Source organism: Allochromatium tepidum (genome assembly GCF_018409545.1).
GTDB lineage: Bacteria > Pseudomonadota > Gammaproteobacteria > Chromatiales > Chromatiaceae > Thermochromatium > Thermochromatium tepidum_A.
On sequence record NZ_AP024563.1, the window covers coordinates 1,024,507 to 1,044,264 of the forward strand.

Annotated in this window: 17 protein-coding genes, 5 tRNA genes and 2 pseudogenes; 14 read left to right on the top strand and 10 right to left on the bottom strand. The window is 65.0% G+C overall.

The window, feature by feature from the left end:
* Positions 1-22: 22 nt before the first annotated feature.
* The 5 genes and pseudogenes from nuoN to Atep_RS04755 form a co-directional block, all read left to right on the top strand.
* The gene (gene nuoN / locus Atep_RS04740) at positions 23-1,459 is read left to right on the top strand and encodes an NADH-quinone oxidoreductase subunit NuoN (protein WP_213380505.1); all 1,437 of its coding nucleotides are present in this window, start codon (positions 23-25) and stop codon (positions 1,457-1,459) included.
* Between the two features lie 86 nt (positions 1,460-1,545).
* Positions 1,546-2,421, top strand: coding sequence for a 4-hydroxy-tetrahydrodipicolinate synthase (dapA, locus tag Atep_RS04745; protein WP_213380506.1), 876 nt, complete (start codon positions 1,546-1,548; stop codon positions 2,419-2,421).
* Positions 2,422-2,468: 47 nt separating this feature from the next.
* Positions 2,469-3,650 carry an outer membrane protein assembly factor BamC gene (gene bamC, locus Atep_RS04750; protein ID WP_213381426.1) on the top strand — a complete coding sequence of 394 codons (1,182 nt, stop codon included), beginning with the start codon at positions 2,469-2,471 and terminating at the stop codon, positions 3,648-3,650.
* A 223-nt stretch (positions 3,651-3,873) separates the two neighbouring features.
* Entirely contained in the window at positions 3,874-4,092 is a 219-nt protein-coding gene (locus Atep_RS17090; protein ID WP_419467509.1) for a hypothetical protein, read from the top strand.
* A pseudogene (locus tag Atep_RS04755) lies at positions 4,044-4,899 on the top strand (peroxidase family protein); the annotation flags it as partial. The gene Atep_RS17090 and the pseudogene Atep_RS04755, both read left to right, overlap by 49 nt.
* An 18-nt stretch (positions 4,900-4,917) precedes the next feature.
* Here the strand turns inward: Atep_RS04755 and Atep_RS04760 are convergent.
* Positions 4,918-5,067, bottom strand: a pseudogene (locus Atep_RS04760) (IS982 family transposase); the annotation flags it as partial.
* 118 nt (positions 5,068-5,185) lie between these two features.
* On the opposite strand from Atep_RS04760, the gene Atep_RS04765 reads away from it, so the two are divergent.
* Positions 5,186-5,270, top strand: a tRNA-Leu gene (locus tag Atep_RS04765).
* A gap of 91 nt (positions 5,271-5,361) precedes the next feature.
* On the top strand, positions 5,362-6,264 hold the full coding sequence (ubiA, locus tag Atep_RS04770; protein WP_213380508.1) for a 4-hydroxybenzoate octaprenyltransferase: 903 nt from the start codon (positions 5,362-5,364) through the stop codon (positions 6,262-6,264).
* On the opposite strand, the gene Atep_RS04775 is transcribed toward ubiA, so the two are convergent.
* Positions 6,265-6,816: a hypoxanthine-guanine phosphoribosyltransferase gene (locus Atep_RS04775; RefSeq protein ID WP_213380509.1), complete on the bottom strand. Its 552-nt coding sequence runs from the start codon at positions 6,814-6,816 to the stop codon at positions 6,265-6,267.
* Positions 6,813-7,895: a beta-N-acetylhexosaminidase gene (gene nagZ, locus Atep_RS04780; protein ID WP_213380510.1), complete on the bottom strand. Its 1,083-nt coding sequence runs from the start codon at positions 7,893-7,895 to the stop codon at positions 6,813-6,815. The genes Atep_RS04775 and nagZ overlap by 4 nt, the downstream gene beginning before the upstream one ends.
* Before the next feature lie 257 nt (positions 7,896-8,152).
* Here nagZ and ftsH point away from each other — a divergent pair, with 257 nt between their 5' ends.
* Complete coding sequence (ftsH, locus tag Atep_RS04785; protein WP_213380511.1) at positions 8,153-10,072, top strand: ATP-dependent zinc metalloprotease FtsH; 1,920 nt, start codon at positions 8,153-8,155, stop codon at positions 10,070-10,072.
* A 100-nt stretch (positions 10,073-10,172) separates the two neighbouring features.
* Here the strand turns inward: ftsH and Atep_RS04790 are convergent, their stop codons facing one another.
* The 4 genes from Atep_RS04790 to Atep_RS04805 all read right to left on the bottom strand — a co-directional run bounded on the left by Atep_RS04790 (position 10,173) and on the right by Atep_RS04805 (position 14,033).
* Positions 10,173-10,412, bottom strand: a complete 240-nt coding sequence (locus Atep_RS04790) for a BolA family protein (protein WP_213380512.1) — start codon at positions 10,410-10,412, stop codon at positions 10,173-10,175.
* Positions 10,413-10,441: 29 nt separating this feature from the next.
* Positions 10,442-12,022 (bottom strand): peptide chain release factor 3, encoded by a 1,581-nt coding sequence (locus Atep_RS04795; protein ID WP_213380513.1) that lies wholly within the window; start codon positions 12,020-12,022, stop codon positions 10,442-10,444.
* 62 nt (positions 12,023-12,084) lie between these two features.
* Entirely contained in the window at positions 12,085-13,491 is a 1,407-nt protein-coding gene (gene argH / locus Atep_RS04800; RefSeq protein WP_213380514.1) for an argininosuccinate lyase, read from the bottom strand.
* A gap of 137 nt (positions 13,492-13,628) precedes the next feature.
* Positions 13,629-14,033 (bottom strand): hypothetical protein, encoded by a 405-nt coding sequence (locus tag Atep_RS04805; protein ID WP_213380515.1) that lies wholly within the window; start codon positions 14,031-14,033, stop codon positions 13,629-13,631.
* 239 nt (positions 14,034-14,272) lie between these two features.
* Between Atep_RS04805 and Atep_RS04810 the strand changes: the two genes are divergently transcribed.
* From Atep_RS04810 to pbpC, 5 genes are all read left to right on the top strand, one after another.
* A tRNA-Pro gene (locus Atep_RS04810) sits at positions 14,273-14,349 on the top strand.
* A 56-nt stretch (positions 14,350-14,405) separates the two neighbouring features.
* Positions 14,406-14,482, top strand: a tRNA-Arg gene (locus Atep_RS04815).
* A 76-nt stretch (positions 14,483-14,558) separates the two neighbouring features.
* Positions 14,559-14,634: transfer RNA gene (locus Atep_RS04820), tRNA-His, on the top strand.
* Between the two features lie 16 nt (positions 14,635-14,650).
* Positions 14,651-14,726 (top strand) — tRNA-Lys (locus Atep_RS04825).
* Between the two features lie 104 nt (positions 14,727-14,830).
* Positions 14,831-16,909, top strand: a complete 2,079-nt coding sequence (gene pbpC, locus Atep_RS04830) for a penicillin-binding protein 1C (RefSeq protein WP_213380516.1) — start codon at positions 14,831-14,833, stop codon at positions 16,907-16,909.
* 243 nt (positions 16,910-17,152) lie between these two features.
* Here pbpC and Atep_RS04835 read toward each other — a convergent pair whose 3' ends face one another.
* Positions 17,153-17,470, bottom strand: a complete 318-nt coding sequence (locus Atep_RS04835; protein ID WP_213380517.1) for a hypothetical protein — start codon at positions 17,468-17,470, stop codon at positions 17,153-17,155.
* 128 nt (positions 17,471-17,598) lie between these two features.
* Between Atep_RS04835 and Atep_RS04840 the strand changes: the two genes are divergently transcribed.
* Entirely contained in the window at positions 17,599-17,766 is a 168-nt protein-coding gene (locus Atep_RS04840) for a hypothetical protein (RefSeq protein ID WP_213380518.1), read from the top strand.
* A gap of 41 nt (positions 17,767-17,807) precedes the next feature.
* Here Atep_RS04840 and rho read toward each other — a convergent pair whose 3' ends face one another.
* Together rho and trxA are read right to left on the bottom strand one after the other, a co-directional pair.
* Positions 17,808-19,064 (bottom strand): transcription termination factor Rho, encoded by a 1,257-nt coding sequence (gene rho / locus Atep_RS04845; RefSeq protein WP_213380519.1) that lies wholly within the window; start codon positions 19,062-19,064, stop codon positions 17,808-17,810.
* A 202-nt stretch (positions 19,065-19,266) separates the two neighbouring features.
* Positions 19,267-19,593 carry a thioredoxin TrxA gene (gene trxA / locus Atep_RS04850; protein ID WP_153973903.1) on the bottom strand — a complete coding sequence of 109 codons (327 nt, stop codon included), beginning with the start codon at positions 19,591-19,593 and terminating at the stop codon, positions 19,267-19,269.
* Positions 19,594-19,758: the final 165 nt, after the last annotated feature.

Sequence of the window (19,758 nt, forward strand, 5' to 3'; positions counted from 1 at the left end):
GAACAACGGATTTGGAATGCCCATGACATTCGACGCAGCCAATCTGCTCCCCATCCTGCCCGAGATCGCCATCCTCGTGACCGCGAGCGTGGTGCTGATCCTGGATCTTTATCTCAAAGACCAGGACAAGGGCCTCAACCACAGCCTGACCCTGCTCGGTCTGGTGATCGCCATCGCGCTGACCGGCCTCGTCGGCGGCGGCGAGGCTCAGGTGTTCTTCGACGGCAACCTGATCCGCGACGCCATGACCGACCTGCTGCGGGGCGCGATCCTCATCGTCAGCATCCTGACCTTCGTCTATGCGCGCCCCTGGCTCCAGGATCGCGGGATGCTGGTCGGCGAGTTCTATGTCCTCGGACTGCTGGCCGTGCTCGGAATGCTGATCATGGTCTCGGCCAACGGCTTCCTGACCCTCTATCTGGGCCTCGAACTCCAGGCACTCGCCCTCTATGCCCTGGTCGCCTTCGACCGCGACTCCAGCAAGGGCGCCGAGGCCGCGATGAAATACTTCGTGCTCGGCGCGCTCGGCTCGGGTCTGCTGCTCTATGGCGTCTCGATGATCTATGGCGCAACCGGCTCGATCGAATTCGGCCCGGTCGCCGCCGCCGTCGCCGAGCAGGGGATGTCGAACAAAGTGCTGGTATTCGGCATCGCCTTTCTGGTGATCGGCATCGGCTTCAAGTTCGGCGCCGTGCCCTTCCACATGTGGGTGCCCGACGTCTATGAGGGCGGGCCGACCCCGGCCGTGCTGATCCTGAGCAGCGCGCCCAAGATCGCCGCCTTCGCGCTGGCGGTGCGGATGCTGGTCGATGGTCTGCCGACGCTCCACCCGGACTGGCAGGGAATGCTGGTCATCCTGGCCGTGCTCTCCATGGGTCTGGGCAATCTGGTCGCCATCGCCCAGTCCAACATCAAGCGGATGCTGGCCTATTCGACCATCTCGCATGTCGGCTTCATCTTCCTGGGACTGCTGGCGGGCTCCGAGCAGGGATTCGCCGCCGCCATGTTCTACACCATCGTCTATGCCGTGATGTCGGCGGGCGCGTTCGGCATCCTGCTGATCCTGAGCCGTCAGGGCTTCGACGCCGAGCGGCTGGAGGATCTCAAGGGCCTGAACGACCGCGATGCCTGGTACGCCGCCATGATGGCGCTGATCATGTTCTCCATGGCCGGTGTGCCGCCGACGGTCGGCTTCATGGCCAAGCTGCTGGTGCTGGAGGCCGTGATCCGGATCGATATGGTCTGGCTGGCGCTGGTCGCCGTGTTCTTCTCGATCATCGGCGCCTTCTACTATCTGCGGGTAGTCAAGTTCATCTACTTCGACAAGCCCGCCGAGGATGCGCCGGCGCTGGTCACGAGCAGCGGGGTGCGCTTCGCCATGTCGCTCAACGGTCTGGCACTGCTGGCACTCGGACTGTTTCCGGCCGGACTGCTCACGATCTGTCAGGCCGCGTTCTAGCGGTCGGTGGCGGCGGTTGTCTCCGACAACCCGCGCAAGCTACTATGTCGCCTTATTTTCAGGCATCGTTTGAGCGGGGTTGGAGCATGTTTCGCGGCAGCATCGTGGCACTCGTCACGCCCATGCACGCCGATGGGGAGATCGATGACGCGAGCCTGCAACGACTCGTCGATTTCCATGTCGCGCAGGGTACCTCGGCCATCGTCTCGGTCGGCACCACGGGCGAGTCGGCCACGCTCGACGAGGACGAACACTGCGCCGTCATCCGGCGCACGGTCGAGTTCGCCGCCGGGCGTCTCCCGGTCATCGCCGGCACCGGCGCCAACTCGACCCGCGAGGCGATCACGCTCACGCGCTGCGCCCGCGAGGCCGGGGCCGATGCCGCGCTGCTGGTGACGCCCTACTACAACAAGCCCACCCAGCAGGGAATCTATCTGCACCACAAGGCCGTCGCCGAAGCCGTCGACATCCCGCAGATCCTCTATAACGTCCCAGGCCGCACCGCCTGCGACATGCTCCCCGAGACCGTCGCCCGGCTCGCCGAGATCGACAACATCGTCGGTCTCAAGGAGGCCACCGGCGATCTGGCGCGCGTCGAGCGTCTGCGCGCCGACTGCGGCCCGGACTTCGCGCTCTACAGCGGCGACGACGCCACCGCGCGCGAGTTCATGCTGCACGGCGGCGACGGCGTCATCTCGGTGACGGCCAATGTCGCGCCGCGTCTGATGCAGGCCATGTGCGAGGCCGCGCTCGCCGGCGATCGCGAACGCGCCGAGGCGATCGATGGCCGGCTCGCGGCCCTCCATCGCGATCTCTTCGTCCAGTCCAACCCGATTCCGGTCAAGTGGGCCGTCGCCGAGATGGGACTCTGCCAGGCCGGTATCCGCCTGCCCCTGACCTGGCTGACCGAGGAGTGCGAGCCGCGCGTGCGTCAGGCCATGGTCCGGGCCGGACTGCTGTGACACCTGTAACCCGACCAAACGATTTCCAGGTTGAGAGGTTCTTGACTGTGAGACCAGGTTTCAAGCGTGTCTTGGCGCTCGTTCTCTTCATGCCGCTGCTGACGCCGGCGGGTTGCAGTATGAGCAAGATCCAGGACAACCTGCCCGATCAGCGTCTCGTCTACAAGAAACAGCGCGAGGCGTCCGAGAATCTCGAGATCCCGCCGGATCTGACCGCCGGCAGCTTCGACGACGCGCTCGATATTCCAGCCGGCGATCGGCCGACGACCTTCTCCGAATATGCCGGCAGCCGCGAGCAGCGCCAGCGGGTCGCCAGTCGCGGCGACGTGCTGCCCGAGGTCCGAAACGTCGAACTCAAACGAAGCGGCAACGAGCGCTGGCTCGAGGTCCAGGCCACGCCCCAGGTTGTCTGGCCGCGACTCATCTCCTTCTGGCGCGAGCAGGGCATCCTGCTGACCGAGCAGAATCCGACACTCGGCGTGATGCGCACCGACTGGCTCGACAACCGCGCCGAGATCCGCAAGGACTTCGTCACGCGCATGGTGAGCAAGATCGCCGAAGGCATCTATTCGACCTCGACGCGCGATCAGTACAGTCTGCGCATCGAGGACGGGATCAAGCCGGGCACCACCGACATCCGCCTGACCCATCGCGGCATGGCCGAGCGTCTGGTCACGGACGGCATCGGCGACAGCAGCCGCACCATCTGGGAGCCGAGCGGCTCCGACAGCGAGAAGGAGGCCGAGATGCTGCGGCGTCTCATGGTCTATCTGGGCGCCTCCCAGTCCAGGGCGGCCGGCGCCGGAACTGAGGTCGCGGCCACAGGTCAGCCGGTCGGCGCCAACACGCACCTGTCCGTCGAGGGCGGCGTACCCGTCATCCTGATTCCGCAGGAGTTCCGTTCCGCGTGGCGGCTAACCGGAACCGCGCTCGACCGCGCCGGTTTCTCCGTCGAGGATCGCGACCAGACTCAGGGTGTCTACTATGTCCGCTATGCCGGTCGCGGCGGTCCGGACGGCGGTCCGCCGCCCGACGGCAAGAAGCCCGGCCTCATGTCGCGCATGGCCTTCTGGCGCAAGGACGAGGTCGACAGCGTCAAGCAGTATCAGGTCAGGGTCAGCGGCAACGAGACCGAGTCGCGCGTGACCGTGCTCGCCGCCGACGGAACACCGGACCCCAGCCCGAACAGTCAGCGTATCCTGGGTCTGCTCCAGGAACAGATGCGCTGAGTCGAGGCCTGCTGTGCCGACGGCCCGCGCGCGCAGGCGGGCTGTCGAGTCTCTCGAATGGCGGAGGCAATCGAGTGGTCGATATCGATATATGTTATCGATTCATGAGATCCGACTAAACGATTGGCCTCCAGCCCTGTCTATCCCTATCCCTCATCCCAGGCTCGACGATGCGTCGAGACCAACGTACTTCACGTCAACGAAGCCACGAATGGAGAGAGCGATGGACAAGAACACAACGACGACGGCAGGCCAATGCCCGGTGATGCACGGCGGTAACACGGCGGCCGGATCCTCGAACATGGACTGGTGGCCGAAGGCGCTCAATCTCGACATCCTGCATCAGCACGACACCAAGACCAATCCGCTGGACCCCGACTTCGACTATCGCGCGTCGAAGGCAAGCCCGATCCGCTCAAGACGGCGCATGATGTGCGTGTGACCTTTGCGCGCATGGCGATGAACGACGAGGAGACCGTCGCCCTGACCGCCGGCGGCCACACGGTCGGCAAGTGTCACAGCAATGGCGACGCCAAGTTACCGGGACCGGACCCCGAGGGCGCGGATGTCGAGGATCCGTCGATCCGTCTCAATCCGATCATGACCGACGCCGATATGGTGATGAAGATGGATCCGGCGTATCGCAAGATCTCGGAGCGGTTCTATCAGGATCCTGAGTATTTTGCCGAGACCTTCGCGCGGGCCTGGTTCAAGCTGACGCATCGCGATCTGGGGCCGAAGACGCGCTATATCGGTCCGGATGCGCCGCAGGAGGATCTGATCTGGCAGGATCCGGTACCGGCCGGCCGGGCGGATTATGATGTGGCGGCGGTCAAGGCGCGGATCGCAGCCAGTGGGCTGAGTGTCGCCGACATGGTGGCAACGGCCTGGGGGACAGTGCGCGGACCTTCCGGGGGTCGGACAAGCGGGTGGGGCCAATGGGGCGCGTCTCCGGCCGGCGCCGCAGAAGGACTGGGGGGGTAATGAGCCGGCGCGGTTGGCGCGGGTGCTGAGCGTGCTCGAACCCATCGCGGCCGAGAGTGGCGCCAGTGTGGCCGATGTCATCGTGCTGGCGGGTGGTGTTGGGATCGAGCAGGCGGCCAAGGCGGCTGGGTTCGATATTGAGGTGTCTTTTGCGCCTGGGCGCGGCGATGCCACGGACGAGATGACGGATGTGGAGTCGTTCGAGGTGCTGGAGCCGCTGCACGATGGCTATCGCAACTGGCTCAAGCGTGACTATGTCACCCAAGTTGCCGCCCTCTGAGACTCAGAAGAGGAAATTGAGACTACAGGCCGGGATGAAGAAAGCGGTCTTGAGTTCGAATCCGGCGGCGGTCACGCTATGGATATGTTTGGGCAACAGGCGTTCGAGCAAACTGCCGGAGGTTTCAATAGCGTGACGGGCCTGTGACATCAGAGTACTCTGCTCGCGCGGTGTTGTAGGGGTACGACACAATGCAAGCTAACCCCGATGGATGTCAACCCTTCAAGGTGGCAACTTGGGTGTTATACTGCCTCGACTCATTTCACGCCCTGCCCGGGTGGCGAAATTGGTAGACGCAAGGGACTTAAAATCCCTCGACTTCGGTCATGCCGGTTCGAGCCCGGCCCCGGGCACCATGCATTTCATACGGCTTGGGTCGTCGTCGACCGGCGCGGGTGTAATTCCGGCACGGCCTTGCCGCGAAGACAGGCGATTCGATACCTCCCCATGAGCATCCCCGAGCTGAACGTCCGGATCCAGCGTCCCACAGGCTGGCGCGATCGTCTCCATAGCTACTATCTGCTGGTGCGTCTGCATCGGCCGATCGGCATCTTCCTGCTGATGTGGCCGGCGCTCTGGGCGCTGTGGCTGGCCGGCGAGGGGCAGCCGCACTGGTCGGTGGTGCTGATCTTCGTGCTGGGCGTGGTGCTGATGCGCTCGGCCGGTTGCGCCATCAACGATTACGCCGATCGCGACTTCGACGGCCATGTGGCGCGCACCAATCAGCGTCCGCTGGCCACGGGGCAGGTGACGCCGCGCGAGGCGATCGGGGTGTTCATCGTCCTGAGCCTGATCGCCTTCGCCCTGGTGCTGCAACTGAACCGGCAGACCGTTGCACTGTCCTTCGTCGCCCTGGCGCTGACCTTCGTCTATCCCTTCATGAAGCGCTTCACCCATGTGCCGCAGCTCTTTCTCGGCGCGGCCTTCGGCTGGGCGATCCCCATGGCCTTCACCGCCGTCACCGGCAGCATTCCGTTCTATGCCTGGGTGCTGTTCGTCGCGACCCTGATCTGGGCGCTCGTCTACGACACCCAGTACGCCATGGTCGATCGCGAGGACGATCTCAAGATCGGCATCAAGTCGACCGCCATCCTCTTCGGACGCTGGGACCGGTTGACGATCGGGCTGTTGCAGCTCCTCATGCTCGGGCTGCTGGTCTGGATCGGCGAGGAGACGGGGCGGGGCGTCTTCTATCAGCTCGGACTGCTGGCGGCGGCCGCGCTGGCGGTCTATCAGCAATATCTGATCCGCCGACGCGATCCGTCGCTCTGTTTCCAAGCCTTCCTCAACAACAACTACTTCGGCATGGCCGTCTTCACCGGCTTGGTCCTCGACTACGCTGTTGCCTGATCAGAAATCGACGTCGGCCACGGCGTAGATTCCGCGAGCGTTGCGGAAATAATTCTTGTAGTCGAGCCCATAGCCATAGAGATAGCGGTCGGGCACCCGGATGCCGACCACATCGGCCTCGCAGGCATGATCGTGCTCCTTTTCGACCAGCACTGCCGAGGTCACGCTCGCCGCGCCGTCCTCTTGGCAGGCCCGCACGATCTGCTCCAGCGTGATGCCCTCGTCGAGGATGTCGTCGAGCACCAGTACATGCTCGCCGCGAATGGCCTCGGACGGACGATGGCGCCAGCCGATCTCGCCGCCGCGCGTGGCTCCCTGGTAGCGGCTGGCATGGATGTAGTCGAGCCTGAGTTGGAAATCGAGCCGGGGCAGCAGCAGCCCGGCGACGACGGTCGCGCCGGTCATGACGCAGAGCACCAGCGGATCCTTGTCCGCCAGGCGCACAGTCAGATCGGCCGCCATGCGATCGAGCGCGGCCTCCATTTCCTCGGCCGTGGCCAGGCATTCGGCACGGTTCGCAACGGCGGCGTAAGTCTGTGGGTCGAGCTTCATGATTGGGTTCTTGGCTCCGGAGTCGTGGGATCGTCGAGCGGCAGCTCGAGCGAATCATGGGATTCGAGTTCGGCGATATGGCCCAGGGCGCGATGCCATTCGGGGCTTTCGTGCAGGCGGACGCGATCGAGCGGCTTGCGCCCGTGCATCCGTAGCAGCCGCAGACTGGTCGCGGGGTCGCGATGGTCTTTGAAGGCCGCAAGAATCGAAACAGCCGCCGGACGATTGTTGCAGATCAGCAGCATATCGCAACCGGCCGCCGCTGCGGCTTGAGCCCGCTCGACATGGCTACCCCCCGCGCCGGCCGCCTCCATATTGAGATCGTCGCTGAAGATGACGCCCTGGAATCCGAGCTGCCGGCGCAGGATCTCGCGCAACCAGATCGGAGAGAACCCGGCCGGGCGCGGATCGATGCGCGGATAGATCACATGCGCCGGCATCATCGCCTCCAGCCCCTGGTCGATGAGACGGCGGAAGGGCACCAGATCCTCCAGATCCAGATCGACGAAAGGACGCTCGTCGTGCGGCAGTTCCGTATGCGAATCGGCCTCGACCCCGCCATGCCCCGGAAAATGCTTGCCGACGCTGGCCATGCCCGCCTGACGCGCACCGCGCATCCAGCTCGACGCCAGCTCGCCGACCGCCTGCGGATCAGGGCTGAATCCGCGATCACCGATCACCCGGCTGATGCCCCGATCCAGATCCAGCACGGGCGCGAAGCTGAAATCCACCCCGACCGCGCGCAACTCGGCGGCCATCAGCCAGGCGATGGATTCGCAGACGGCACGCGCATGCGCCGGACGCTCGCGATGGAGCAGGCCCAGACGCCCTGCCGGCGGCAGGCGCGTGAAGCCGTCGCGGAAACGCTGCACCCGTCCGCCTTCCTGATCGACGCCGATCAGCAGTGCCGGCTCGCGCACCGCATGGATGGCGGCCGTCAGCGCCGCGAGCTGCTCGGGCGATTCGTAGTTGCGCGCAAAGAGGATGACGCCACCGACGGCCGGATGGCGCAGCAGTTCGCGATCCTCGGCGTCGAGCGCCGTTCCCGCGAGATCGAGCATGATGGGGCCGAGTGGCATGGGCAAACCCGTCGCTGAGGCATTCGGCGCCAGCTTAGCGAGCCGACAGACGGGCGGCAACCCGAAACGCGGAACCCATCACAGTTTCCGAACTCCAATCCGCGCTCAAACCCTGATAAGCTCCGGTCGACAGGGAGTCATCGCGAACCACCCCATTGGATTTACAGCCCCAGACCCGATCTAACCCGTCAAGACAGGCGAGGGTCCAGACACCGCGCCCCGACTCCAGATCCGGTCAACGAGGACAGCTCCGAACCATGAATGCCAAGATCCTGAACATCCTACTCTGGATTGCCGTCTCCTTCTGGCTGGTGATGATGCTCAACAGCCTCACCACCTCCGAACAGATCGAGGCGCGCAATCTCAGTTACAGCCAGTTCCTGCAGGAACTCTCCAGCGGCGCCGTCCAGGAGGTCACGATTCAGGACGAGACCATCAAGGGGGTGCGCAGCGACGGCTCGCGCTTCGAGACCTATGATCCGGGCGATCCGGGGCTGGTGGGCGATCTGCTCAAGCACGATGTGGTCATCCGCGCCAAGCCGCCGGAACAGCCGAGTATCTTCATGCAACTGGTCGCCGCCTGGTTGCCGTTCATCGTGCTGGCCGGGATCTGGATCTGGTTCATGCGTCGCAGTGCCGGCGGCGGTTCGGGCGGTCTGTTCAATTTCGGCAAGAGCCGCGCGCGCCGGCACGCCGAGGGCGAGGTGCGCGTGACCCTGCGCGACGTGGCCGGCGTCGAGGAGGCCAAGGAAGAGGTCGGCGAGCTGGTCGACTTCCTGCGCAATCCGCAGAAGTTCTCCAACCTGGGCGGACGCATCCCGCGCGGTGTGCTCATGGTCGGCCCGCCCGGTACGGGTAAGACGCTGCTGGCGCGCGCTATCGCCGGCGAGGCCAAGGTGCCCTTCTTCAGCATCTCCGGCTCGGACTTCGTCGAGATGTTCGTCGGTGTCGGCGCCTCGCGCGTGCGCGACCTGTTCGAGCAGGCCAAGAAACATGCGCCCTGCATCATCTTCATCGACGAGATCGACGCGGTCGGGCGCAAGCGCGGCGCCGGTCTCGGCGGCGGGCACGACGAGCGCGAGCAGACCCTCAACCAGCTCCTGGTCGAGATGGACGGCTTCACCGGCAACGAGGGCGTGATCGTGATCGCCGCGACCAACCGCGCCGACGTGCTCGATCCGGCGCTGCTGCGTCCGGGGCGCTTCGACCGTCAGGTGGTGGTCGGTCTGCCGGATCTGGCCGGACGTGCGGCGATCCTGGAAGTCCACATGCGCAAGGTGCCGATCGCCGAGGATGTCGATGCACGCACCATCGCGCGCGGCACGCCTGGCTTCTCGGGTGCGGATCTGGCCAATCTGGTCAACGAGGCCGCACTGTTCGCCGCGCGTTCCGGTCGCGAAGAGGTCGGCATGGACATGTTCGAGAAGGCCAAGGACAAGATCATGATGGGCGCCGAGCGGCGCAGCATCGTGATGTCCGAGTCCGAGAAGAAGCTCACCGCCTATCACGAGGCCGGACATGCCATCGTCGGGCGGCTGGTGCCCGAGCACGACCCGGTGCACAAGGTCAGCATCATCCCGCGCGGTCGGGCGCTGGGCGTGACCCTGTTCTTGCCCGAGCGCGACCGTTACAGCATGAGCAAGCGTCAGCTCGAAAGCCAGATCTCCAGTCTGTTCGGCGGACGTCTGGCCGAGGAGATGATCTTCGGACCCGAGCAGGTGACGACCGGGGCCTCGAACGACATCGAGCGTGCCACCGACATCGCGCGCAACATGGTCACGCGCTTCGGGTTGTCCGACAGCATGGGGCCGCTGGCCTATGCCGAGGACGAGGGCGAGGTGTTCCTGGGCCGTTCGGTGACGCAGCAGCGTCAGGTCTCGCCCGAGACGGCGCTGGCGATCGATCAGGCGGTGCGCGACATCATCGACCGCAACTATCAGCGCACCAAACGGATACTGGAGGAGCATCTCGATAAGCTCCACACCATGGCCGAGGCGCTCCTGACCTACGAAACCATCGGCAAGGACCAGATCGACGACATCATGGCCGGTCGGCCGATGCGCGAGCCGGAGGAGCATGGCGGCGGTCGTCCGACGACCAAGGCCGACGGCGGCAGTGGGGCGACCCAGGGTAAGGGCGCTCCCGGTCAGCCGCCGATCGCTATCGGCGGAGTCTGAGTGTCCCGCGCCTCATCGGGCGGTGTCGAGACCGCCCAAAGATGAAAGCCCCGCTTCGGCGGGGCTTTTTGTTGCGTCAAGAACGATCGCGGGGGAGTGCTCAGCGTTGGGCGGCCTGTTGAGCCGGCGTGCGCGCCTTGATGGAGAGCGCGTGCAGCTCGCCGCCGGCGACCTGCTCCCGGACCGTCTCCATGATGAGACGCTCGCGCTTGAGCAGCGACAGTCCCTCGAAGGCCTCGCTGACGACGATGGCCTCGAAATGCTCGCCATCCCCCGTGACCTGGACCTCGGCTCCGGGTAAGCCAGTACGAATCAGTTCTGCAACGGCTTCGGTTTCCAAGTAGGAATCCTCCAGTATGAAATCTCGATTTACAGCTCGCGGGTAGCGAGGAACCGTACATCCGGCCAGCGTTCCTCGGCCAGGCTCAGATTGACCATCGTCGGGGCCAGATAGACGAGCTGATCGTCGCCATCGAGCGCCAGGTGCTCGTAACACTTCTCCTTGAAGCGCTCCAGCATCCTGGGATCGTCGCACCGGATCCAGCGCGCGGTCTTGACGCTGACCGCCTCGACCACGGCATCGACGCCGTATTCGGCCTTCAACCGATAGGCCGCGACATCGAACTGGAGCACGCCGACCGCGCCCAGGATCAGATCGTTGTTCTTCAGCGGCCGGAACGACTGAGTGGCGCCTTCCTCCGAGAGTTGCAGGACGCCCTTATGCAACGCCTTCATCCGCAGCGGATCCCTGAGCACCACGCGCCGGAAGAGTTCGGGCGCGAAATAGGGGATGCCCTCGTACTTGAGATCCTCGCCCTCGGTGAAGGTGTCGCCGATCTGGATGGTGCCGTGATTGTGCAGACCGATGATGTCGCCCGGCCAGGCTTCCTCGACGTGACGGCGCTCGTCGGCCTGGAAGGTGATGGCATTGGCGACCTGGATGCTCTTGCCGATGCGCGCGTGACGCATCTTCATGCCCTTCTTGTAGCTGCCCGAACACACGCGCATGAAGGCGACGCGGTCGCGATGCGCCGGGTCCATGTTCGCCTGGATCTTGAACACGAAGCCGGTGAAGGCCGACTCGCCCGGATCGACGGTGCGCTGGCGGGTCTCGCGCGCACGCGGCGGCGGGGCGTAACTGACGAAGGCATCGAGCAGTTCGCGCACGCCGAAGTTGTTGATCGCCGAGCCGAAGAACACCGGCGTCTGCTTGCCGGCCAGATAGGCGTCGAGATCGAGCGGATGGCTGGCGCCCTCGACCAGTTCCAGCTCCTCGCGCAGCTCCTGGGCCTGATCGCCGAGCACCTCGTCCATGCGCGGATTGTCGAGTCCCTCGATGATCTCTCCCTCGACGATCTTGCCGCCGTGCCGGGCGGTGAACAGATGGGTGCGCCCGGTGCGCAGGTCATAGACACCCTTGAAACGCTTGCCCATGCCGATCGGCCAGGTCACGGGCGCGCACTGGATCTTCAACACGCTCTCGATCTCGTCGAGGATCTCGATGGTGTCGCGTCCCTCACGGTCGAGCTTGTTGACGAAGGTCAGGATCGGGGTGTCGCGCAGTCGGCACACGTCCATCAGCTTGATGGTGCGCTCCTCGACGCCCTTGGCCACGTCGATCACCATCAGCGCCGAGTCGACCGCCGTCAGGGTGCGGTAGGTGTCTTCCGAGAAGTCCTCGTGACCGGGCGTGTCGAGCAGGTTGATGATGGCCTCGCCATAGGGGAACTGCATCACCGAGGACGTAACCGAGATGCCGCGCTCCTTCTCCAGCTCCATCCAGTCCGAGGTGGCGTGACGCGCCGCCTTGCGTCCCTTGACCGTGCCGGCGAGCTGGATGGCACCGCCGAAGAGCAAGAGCTTTTCGGTCAGCGTGGTCTTGCCGGCGTCTGGGTGCGAGATGATGGCGAAGGTCCGCCGCTTGGAGAGCTGTTCCTGGAGTTCGGTCATGATGTCGGGATCGGTTCGGATGGATGGCGCGCTGAAAGACGATCGATTATAGCGGTTTACGCTCAGGACTCATGGGCGCCGTTCAGCCGCCGGCGTCCGCGTTCGATCGCGGCGCGTACCTGCGCCGGCGCCGTACCGCCGATGTGATCGCGCGCGGCGACCGAGCCTTCTAGCGTCAGTACGGCGAAGACGTCCTCATCGATGGCATCCGAGAATCGGCGCAGTTCAGCGAGCGTCAGCTCGGCCAGATCGCGCCCTTCGCGCACGCCGAGCGCAACGGCCTTGCCGACGATCTCATGGGCGTCGCGGAAGGGGATGCCCCGGCGCACCAGATAATCGGCCAGATCGGTGGCGGTGCTGAAGCCCTGTTTGGCCGCTGCGCGCATCCGGTCGCGGTTGCAGGTGACATGCGCCATCATGTCGGCATAGACCTTGAGCGAGCCCTTGAGGTTGTCGACGGTATCGAACAGCGGCTCCTTGTCTTCCTGATTGTCCTTGTTGTAGGCCAGCGGCTGGGATTTCATCAGGGTCAGCAGCCCCATCAGATGACCGAAGATGCGCCCGCTCTTGCCGCGCACCAGCTCGGGCACGTCGGGGTTCTTCTTCTGCGGCATGATCGAGGAGCCGGTGCAGAAGCTGTCCGAGAGCTCGACGAAGCCGAACTGGGCCGAGGACCACAGGATCAGCTCTTCCGAGAAGCGCGACAGATGCATCATCAGGATTGCGGCGTCCGCCGTGAACTCGATGGCGAAGTCGCGATCCGAGACGGCGTCGAGCGAGTTCTCGGCCGGGCGGTCGAAGCCGAGCCGCTCGGCGGTGTAATGGCGGTCGATGGGGTAGGTGGTTCCGGCGAGTGCCGCCGCGCCGAGCGGCATGACGTTCATCCGGCGGCGGCAGTCGACCAGACGCTCGCGGTCGCGCTCCAGCATCTCGAACCAGGCCAGCATGTGATGACCGAAGGTGATGGGCTGGGCGACCTGGAGATGGGTGAAGCCGGGCAGGATGGTGTCGGCCTCGCGCTCGGCCAGATCCAGGAGCGCGGTTTGCAGACGGACGATCTCGGCGCGGATGGTGTCGATTTCGTCGCGCAGCCAGAGACGCACGTCGGTGGCGACCTGATCGTTGCGCGAGCGTCCGGTGTGGAGCTTCTTGCCCGCGTCGCCGATGTCGGCGGTCAGCGCCGACTCGATGTTCATGTGCACGTCTTCGAGCCGGATCGACCAGTCGAACTCACCGGCGTCGATGCGCGCGCGCACCCGTTCCAGGCCGGCAACGATGGCGTCGTGCTCGGCCTCGGTCAGGATGCCCTGACGCGCGAGCATGGAGGCATGGGCGATCGAGCCCCGGATGTCGTAGCGATAGAGTCGGCGGTCGAAGTCGACCGAGGCGGTGAAGGCTTCGACGAAGGCGTCGGTCGGGGCATTGAAGCGCCCGGCCCAGGGCTTGGCGGAGGAGTTCGAGTCTGACATGAACAGGTCCAACGGCTGAAAAGGGAATGATTTTACACCCAGACCGGACAGGCCCTAACATGCGGGCCATGTTCCGGCAATTCCAAATTTAAGACCACTCTGTCATCATGGTCTTTGATGAAAGCCCCCATGCCCCCTCAGCGCCGAGTCCGGTGCCGTGGAGGAGGCTGGGCCGGTTGGAGGGCCTCCGGCATGCACTCAAACAAGTCTTCCCGGGCGGCAAAGAGGACGTATTGGGTCAAGGCGCGTAGATGCTCGAAGAAGGTGCGGCGTGAGGGGAGCTGTTGGCGCACGCGGTGATGGAGGGTATCGAAGTGATCGAGGATGGAGTGCGTCAGAAAGGCCGGCTCGACGAACAGCTCAAACACCGACTCCGGGGGAATGGGGTCGAGTAGGTTGCGAATCTGCTGGTCGCTCGGGATCTGATCGACCCCAAACAGCGTGGCCGCGTTATTGGCTCCGCGCTCGTACTGCATCCGGCGCTGAAACTGGTGGTTGCCGCCTTTACGCGCATCGGGTAGTGCATACGACACCTCGCGCACGCGCGCTACCAGTGTCGCGGGAGAAAGCTCCGGGGTGGGGGGAGGGATCGACTGGACAACCATCGGCTTATCCGCGGCGCTGTGATGAATCGCTCGAAAGCCCCTGATAGCACTAAGGAGGTTGAATTTGGAATTGCTGGTCGTGAAACGCAATGGTTGACAGCCGCCGGATCGATGACTATCATGCCGCTTCTTCGGTTCCGGGATGCCTTGAGACGCTCCGGATACGCATCCGAAGCCGGGGTATAGCGCAGTCTGGTAGCGCGCCTGCTTTGGGAGCAGGATGTCGGGGGTTCGAATCCCTCTACCCCGACCACATGCCTTCCAAAGCGACGGGATCGCGCGGAATGCGTGACGAACCGCACCCGATAAGCGCTCGTAGCTCAGCTGGATAGAGCAACGGCCTTCTAAGCCGTGGGTCGCAGGTTCGAGTCCTGCCGGGCGCGCCATTACGCGAATCCGGGGATGCCAAGGCGGCATCGAATGCGATATGATTCGACACGGACGAGTCGAGCGGTTTCAATGGTGGACGTAGCTCAGCCGGTAGAGCGCAGGATTGTGGATCCTGTGGTCGTGGGTTCGATCCCCATCGTCCACCCCAAACAATGCAAGTCAAAGGGCTGTTAGCTCAGCTGGTAGAGCAGTGGACTCTTAATCCATCGGTCCGGGGTTCGAATCCCTGACAGCCCACCAACACAAAACGAAGGCTTACAGGTTCATGACTTGTAAGCCTTCGTTTTTTGTACGGTCGATTCTTCGACTCAGACATCGAGCGGTTACGCGGGTAGGCAGCCCCTGTGTGTCGGTCTTCAAAGCTCCTGCTGACCTCGATCCTCCTCATCGCCTCGGCCGGCGGTGTCCGGCTGTGGCTGGACGCCTGGATCGAGGCCACGCCCCTGCCTGACCTGGAGTTCGCAACCTCGCCCCAGATCCTCGACCGCGAGGGACGGCTGTTGCGCGCCTTCGCCGTGGCCGACGGTCGCTGGCGTCTGCCGGTCGCGCTCGACGCGGTCGATCCGCGCTATCCGGACAGGCTCCTGGCCATCGAGGACCGGCGCTTTCGCGACCATGCCGGCGTCGATCCGTTAGCGCTCATGCGCGCGGCCTGGCAATGGCTCAGACAGGGGCGCGTCGTCTCCGGCGGCTCGACGATCAGCATGCAACTGGCGCGTCTGCTCGACGGGCGCTCGACCCGCGACCTCGCCGGCAAACTGCATCAGATGCGTCTGGCCCTGGCCCTGGAACGACGGCTGGACAAGGACGCCATCCTCTCCGCCTACCTCGATCTGACGCCCTATGGCGGCAACATCGAGGGTCTGCGTTCCGGTGCTTTGGCCTGGCTGGGCCGCGAGCCGCACCGATTGACGGCGGCGGAATCCGCGCTCCTGATCGCGCTACCCCAGGCGCCCGAGTCGCGTCGTCCCGACCGTGATGCGGCGGCCCTGCGGCGGGCGCGCGATGCCATCCTCCAGCGCCTCCACGCCGCCGGCCGCATCGACGCGATCGAGCTGGCCGGCGCCTTGCGCGAGCCGGTGCCGAGCGTGCGCCGTCCCTTTCCGATGCTCGCCGCCCATCTGGCCCGGCGTCTGCATCGCGCCCATCCCGAACGCCATGTCCAGCGTCTGACCCTCGATGCCCGCTTGCAGGAGCGCCTGGAAACCCTGGCCGCCGAGCGCGCCCGCGCCCTGGGCGATCGTGTCTCGCTCGCCATCCTGGTCGCCGATCACGCCACGGGCGAGGTTCGGGCCTCGGTCGGTTCGCCCGATCCGCTCGACGAGGCGCGCCGGGGCCATATCGACATGACCCGCGCCATCCGTTCGCCCGGATCGACGCTCAAGCCGCTGATCTATGGTCTGGCCTTCGAGGACGGCATCGCTCATCCCGAGAGCCTGATCGAAGACCGTCCGACCGGCTTCGACGGCTATGCCCCGACCAACTTCGATCGCACATTCCAGGGCACGGTCTCGGTACGCCGCGCCCTGCAAGCCTCGCTGAACATCCCGGCGGTCCGGCTACTGGACGCCGTGGGACCGGCGCGTCTGGCGGCCCGTCTGCGCCGCGCCGGGGTCGAGCCGGCCTTGCCTGAACTCTCGGCGCCCGGTCTGGCCATCGGCCTGGGCGGGGTCGGGGTGACGCTCACCGATCTGGTCCGACTCTATGCCGCGATCGCGCGCGGCGGCTCGCCGGTCGTGCTGCGCGAGTCACTGGAGCGCGACAGTCCGGGCAGCGCATCGGCGGCGTGCCCGTCGCGTCCGGTGCTGGACGAGCGCGCCGCCTGGATGGTCGGCTCCATCCTCGCCGGGGCGCCGGCCCCGGATCGCGCCACGGCCGACCGGATTGCTTTCAAGACCGGCACCTCCTACGGCTATCGCGACGCCTGGGCCATCGGCTTCGACGGACGCTGGGTGGTGGGTGTCTGGACCGGCCGGGCCGATGGCGCCTCCGTGCCGGGTCTGGCCGGGATCGAGGCCGCCGCGCCCGTGCTCATCGACGTCTTCGCCCAGCTCGGCCCGCGCACGCCGCTGCCGGCGCCGCCGCCCGGCGTGCGGCCCATGAGCTACGCCCAACTACCCGAGATCCTGAGGCATGTGCCGGCGGCACGGCGCGCGACGGCTTCGGCCACGGCGCTGGAGATCGCCTATCCGCCGCCGGGGGCGCGGATCGATCTGGGGTTCGGCGCCTCCTCGACCGAATCGCTGGCACTCAGGGTCCGGGGCGGCACACCGCCTTTCACCTGGTTCGCCGACGGCGGACCCATTGCCCGCGAACCCTTTGCCAGAACCACGCGCTGGACGCCGACGGGTCCGGGCTATGTGACGCTGCTCGTCGTCGACGGACGCGGCGAGTCGGCGCGGGTGCGGGTCAGACTCGATTGACTTCGGTCATCATGCATCTTTGCGACTCACCGTGTCGCACTAAATTTCTATACTTGACAGTCGTTTGTCGAATTTCGACGCTGTGTAAGGCTGAAGGCTGCAAGACCCGACGAACGGTCTTTGCTCTGAGCCGAAAACGTATACACTAAGACACGAATCGAGCCATCGACTGTCAAGGATCCTGATACGATGCGCCCTTCGAAACACCTCTTCACCCCGGCTCGGTTCCTGCTTGTGAGCCTCTCACTGTCGCTGACCAGTCTGGTCGCAATCGCCGCCGATTCCAAAGCGCGCGAGCGCGAGGATCTGCCGGCCCTGCTGGAAGGCGAGACCGCGCTGGCTACCAAGAGCGGGATGAACGCCGACTTCGTCCCCGGCATGGCCACCATCCTCGACCTGGTACTGGACCGATGCCGAGCGCGATCTGACGCTGTCGATGAATCTCGCCGGCATCGAGGATGCGGATTCCGGCGTGTTCGTGCGCGAATCGGTCTGGCGGACATCTGTTTTTTGCTCCGAACCGAAGGCGATCCAGGAGGAGTTGCGCGCGGCCTTCTTCACGGATCCACTGACCGGGCTCTACAACAGGCGCTACATCTACCAGTGCCTCGTCCACGAGATCGATCTGGCCAGCGGTCGCCAGGCTGGAATGGGCGGCGTCGGGGCTCGAACCGACGATCAGCGGCGGCGTGGCCCAGTATCAGGGCGAGACGCTCGACGCCTTCGTGGATGTGGCTGACCGCTGGCTCTATATGGCCAAGGAAGGCGGGCGCAACCGGATTCTGGCCGCGCCCGCCGGTGTCATGCCGGACGAGCCGGGCTTCTCGACCGCCCCGACGGGGCGCGAGACGCCGTAGCGACGGCGATGCCGGCGGCTTCAGGCGTGTCGGTTCATCCCTCAGCCCTTCATCGACGAGAAGAACTCGTCGTTGGTCTTGGTCGCCTTGAGCTTGTCGTGCAGGAATTCCATCGCGGCCAGTTCGTCCATCGGGTGCAGGATCTTGCGCAGGATCCACATCTTCTGAAGCTCCGCCTGCCCCATCAGCAGCTCTTCGCGCCGCGTGCCGGAACGGTTGATGTTGATCGCGGGGAAGATGCGCTTCTCGGCGATACGGCGATCCATGTGGATCTCCATGTTGCCCGTGCCCTTGAATTCCTCATAGATCACATCGTCCATGCGCGAGCCGGTGTCGACCAGCGCCGTGGCCAGAATGGTCAGTGAGCCGCCTTCCTCGACGTTGCGCGCGGCGCCGAAGAAGCGCTTGGGTCGTTGCAGGGCGTTGGCGTCGACACCGCCGGTGAGCACCTTGCCGGAGGAGGGCACCACGGTGTTGTAGGCGCGCGCCAGACGGGTGATGGAGTCGAGCAGGATGACCACGTCGCGCTTGTGCTCGACCAGCCGCTTGGCCTTCTCGATCACCATCTCGGCGACCTGGACGTGACGGGTGGCCGGCTCGTCGAAGGTCGAGGAGATGACCTCGCCGCGCACCGAGCGCGCCATCTCGGTCACTTCCTCGGGACGCTCGTCGATCAGGAGCACGATCAGATAGCAGTCGGGATGGTTGTGGCCGATGGATTGCGCGATGTTCTGCAGCATCATGGTCTTACCGGCCTTGGGCGGCGAGACGATCAGACCGCGCTGCCCCTTGCCGATGGGCGCGATCAGATCGATGGTGCGGGCCGTGATGTCCTCGGTGCTGCCGTTGCCGATCTCCAGCGTCAGGCGCTGCTGGGCGAAGAGCGGCGTGAAGTTCTCGAACAGGATCTTGTTCTTGGCGTTCTCTGGGCGGTCGTAGTTGATGTCGTTGACCTTGAGCAGCGCGAAATAGCGCTCGCCGTCCTTGGGCGGACGGATCTTGCCCGAGATGGTATCTCCGGTGCGCAGCGCGAAGCGCCGGATCTGACTCGGCGAGACATAGATGTCGTCCGGCCCGGCCAGATAGGAGGCATCGGCCGAGCGCAGGAAACCGAACCCATCCGAGAGGATCTCGAGCACGCCGTCGCCGTAGATGTCCTCGCCCTTCTTGGCCTGGGCCTTGAGGATGGCGAAGATCAGATCCTGCTTGCGCGAGCGGCCGACGCCTTCGATGTCCATGGATTGCGCCAGGGCCACCAGGTTGGGCACCGGCATCTTCTTGAGTTCAGTTAGATTCATCACGGTTGTGTTCGTCAGGACGGATGTCTGGGTTGGCGGCCGCGCTTCGCTGTGGAGGCGATGTCGTCGGGGCGTGCGGCGAGGGCGGCGGGCCGGGTGGAGATGAGGGCGTCCGGATGGACGCCCCGCGTGGATTCGGTCGTGGGTGAGTGTCCTCGACGGCACGGCGGGCCGCGCCTGGGGTCTCAATCGAGCGCGCGGCTCAGAGGTTGCTGTCGATGAAGGCCGTCAACTGGGACTTGGAGACGGCGCCGACCTTGGTGGCCTCGACTTCGCCGCCGCGGAAGAGCATCAGGGTCGGGATGCCGCGGATACCGTAGCGGGGCGGGGTGTTGGGGTTCTCGTCGATGTTGAGTTTGGCGATCTTGACGCGCCCGGCGTATTCGTCGGCGATCTCGTCGAGCACGGGAGCGATCATCTTGCAGGGTCCGCACCAGTCGGCCCAGTAGTCGACCAGCACCGGATCGGGGGATTTCAGAACCTCTTCTTCGAAAGAGTCATCGGTCACATGGACGATGCGATCGCTCACTGAAGTCGTCTCCCATTGTATTTATATGGACTTGATGGATTGGCGAAGGGCGTGAAGGCTCGCCGGAGCGGCGTCGCGCGTGGATCGGAACGAGGATGGGGCCTGTGAATTGGCGTTGGTATCGGCCCTTGAGTAAGATGCTATTTGATCCAAAGCGAAGGTAAT

Excerpts from the sequence above, each read along its gene's own strand:
- nuoN (WP_213380505.1), top strand. The coding sequence starts at position 23 with ATGACATTCGACGCAGCCAATCTGCTCCCCATCCTGCCCGAGATCGCC.
- dapA (WP_213380506.1), top strand. The coding sequence starts at position 1,546 with ATGTTTCGCGGCAGCATCGTGGCACTCGTCACGCCCATGCACGCCGAT.
- Atep_RS17090 (WP_419467509.1), top strand. The coding sequence starts at position 3,874 with ATGGACAAGAACACAACGACGACGGCAGGCCAATGCCCGGTGATGCAC.
- ubiA (WP_213380508.1), top strand. The coding sequence starts at position 5,362 with ATGAGCATCCCCGAGCTGAACGTCCGGATCCAGCGTCCCACAGGCTGG.
- Atep_RS04775 (WP_213380509.1), bottom strand. The coding sequence starts at position 6,816 with ATGAAGCTCGACCCACAGACTTACGCCGCCGTTGCGAACCGTGCCGAA.
- nagZ (WP_213380510.1), bottom strand. The coding sequence starts at position 7,895 with ATGCCACTCGGCCCCATCATGCTCGATCTCGCGGGAACGGCGCTCGAC.
- ftsH (WP_213380511.1), top strand. The coding sequence starts at position 8,153 with ATGAATGCCAAGATCCTGAACATCCTACTCTGGATTGCCGTCTCCTTC.
- Atep_RS04795 (WP_213380513.1), bottom strand. The coding sequence starts at position 12,022 with ATGACCGAACTCCAGGAACAGCTCTCCAAGCGGCGGACCTTCGCCATC.
- argH (WP_213380514.1), bottom strand. The coding sequence starts at position 13,491 with ATGTCAGACTCGAACTCCTCCGCCAAGCCCTGGGCCGGGCGCTTCAAT.
- rho (WP_213380519.1), bottom strand. The coding sequence starts at position 19,064 with ATGAATCTAACTGAACTCAAGAAGATGCCGGTGCCCAACCTGGTGGCC.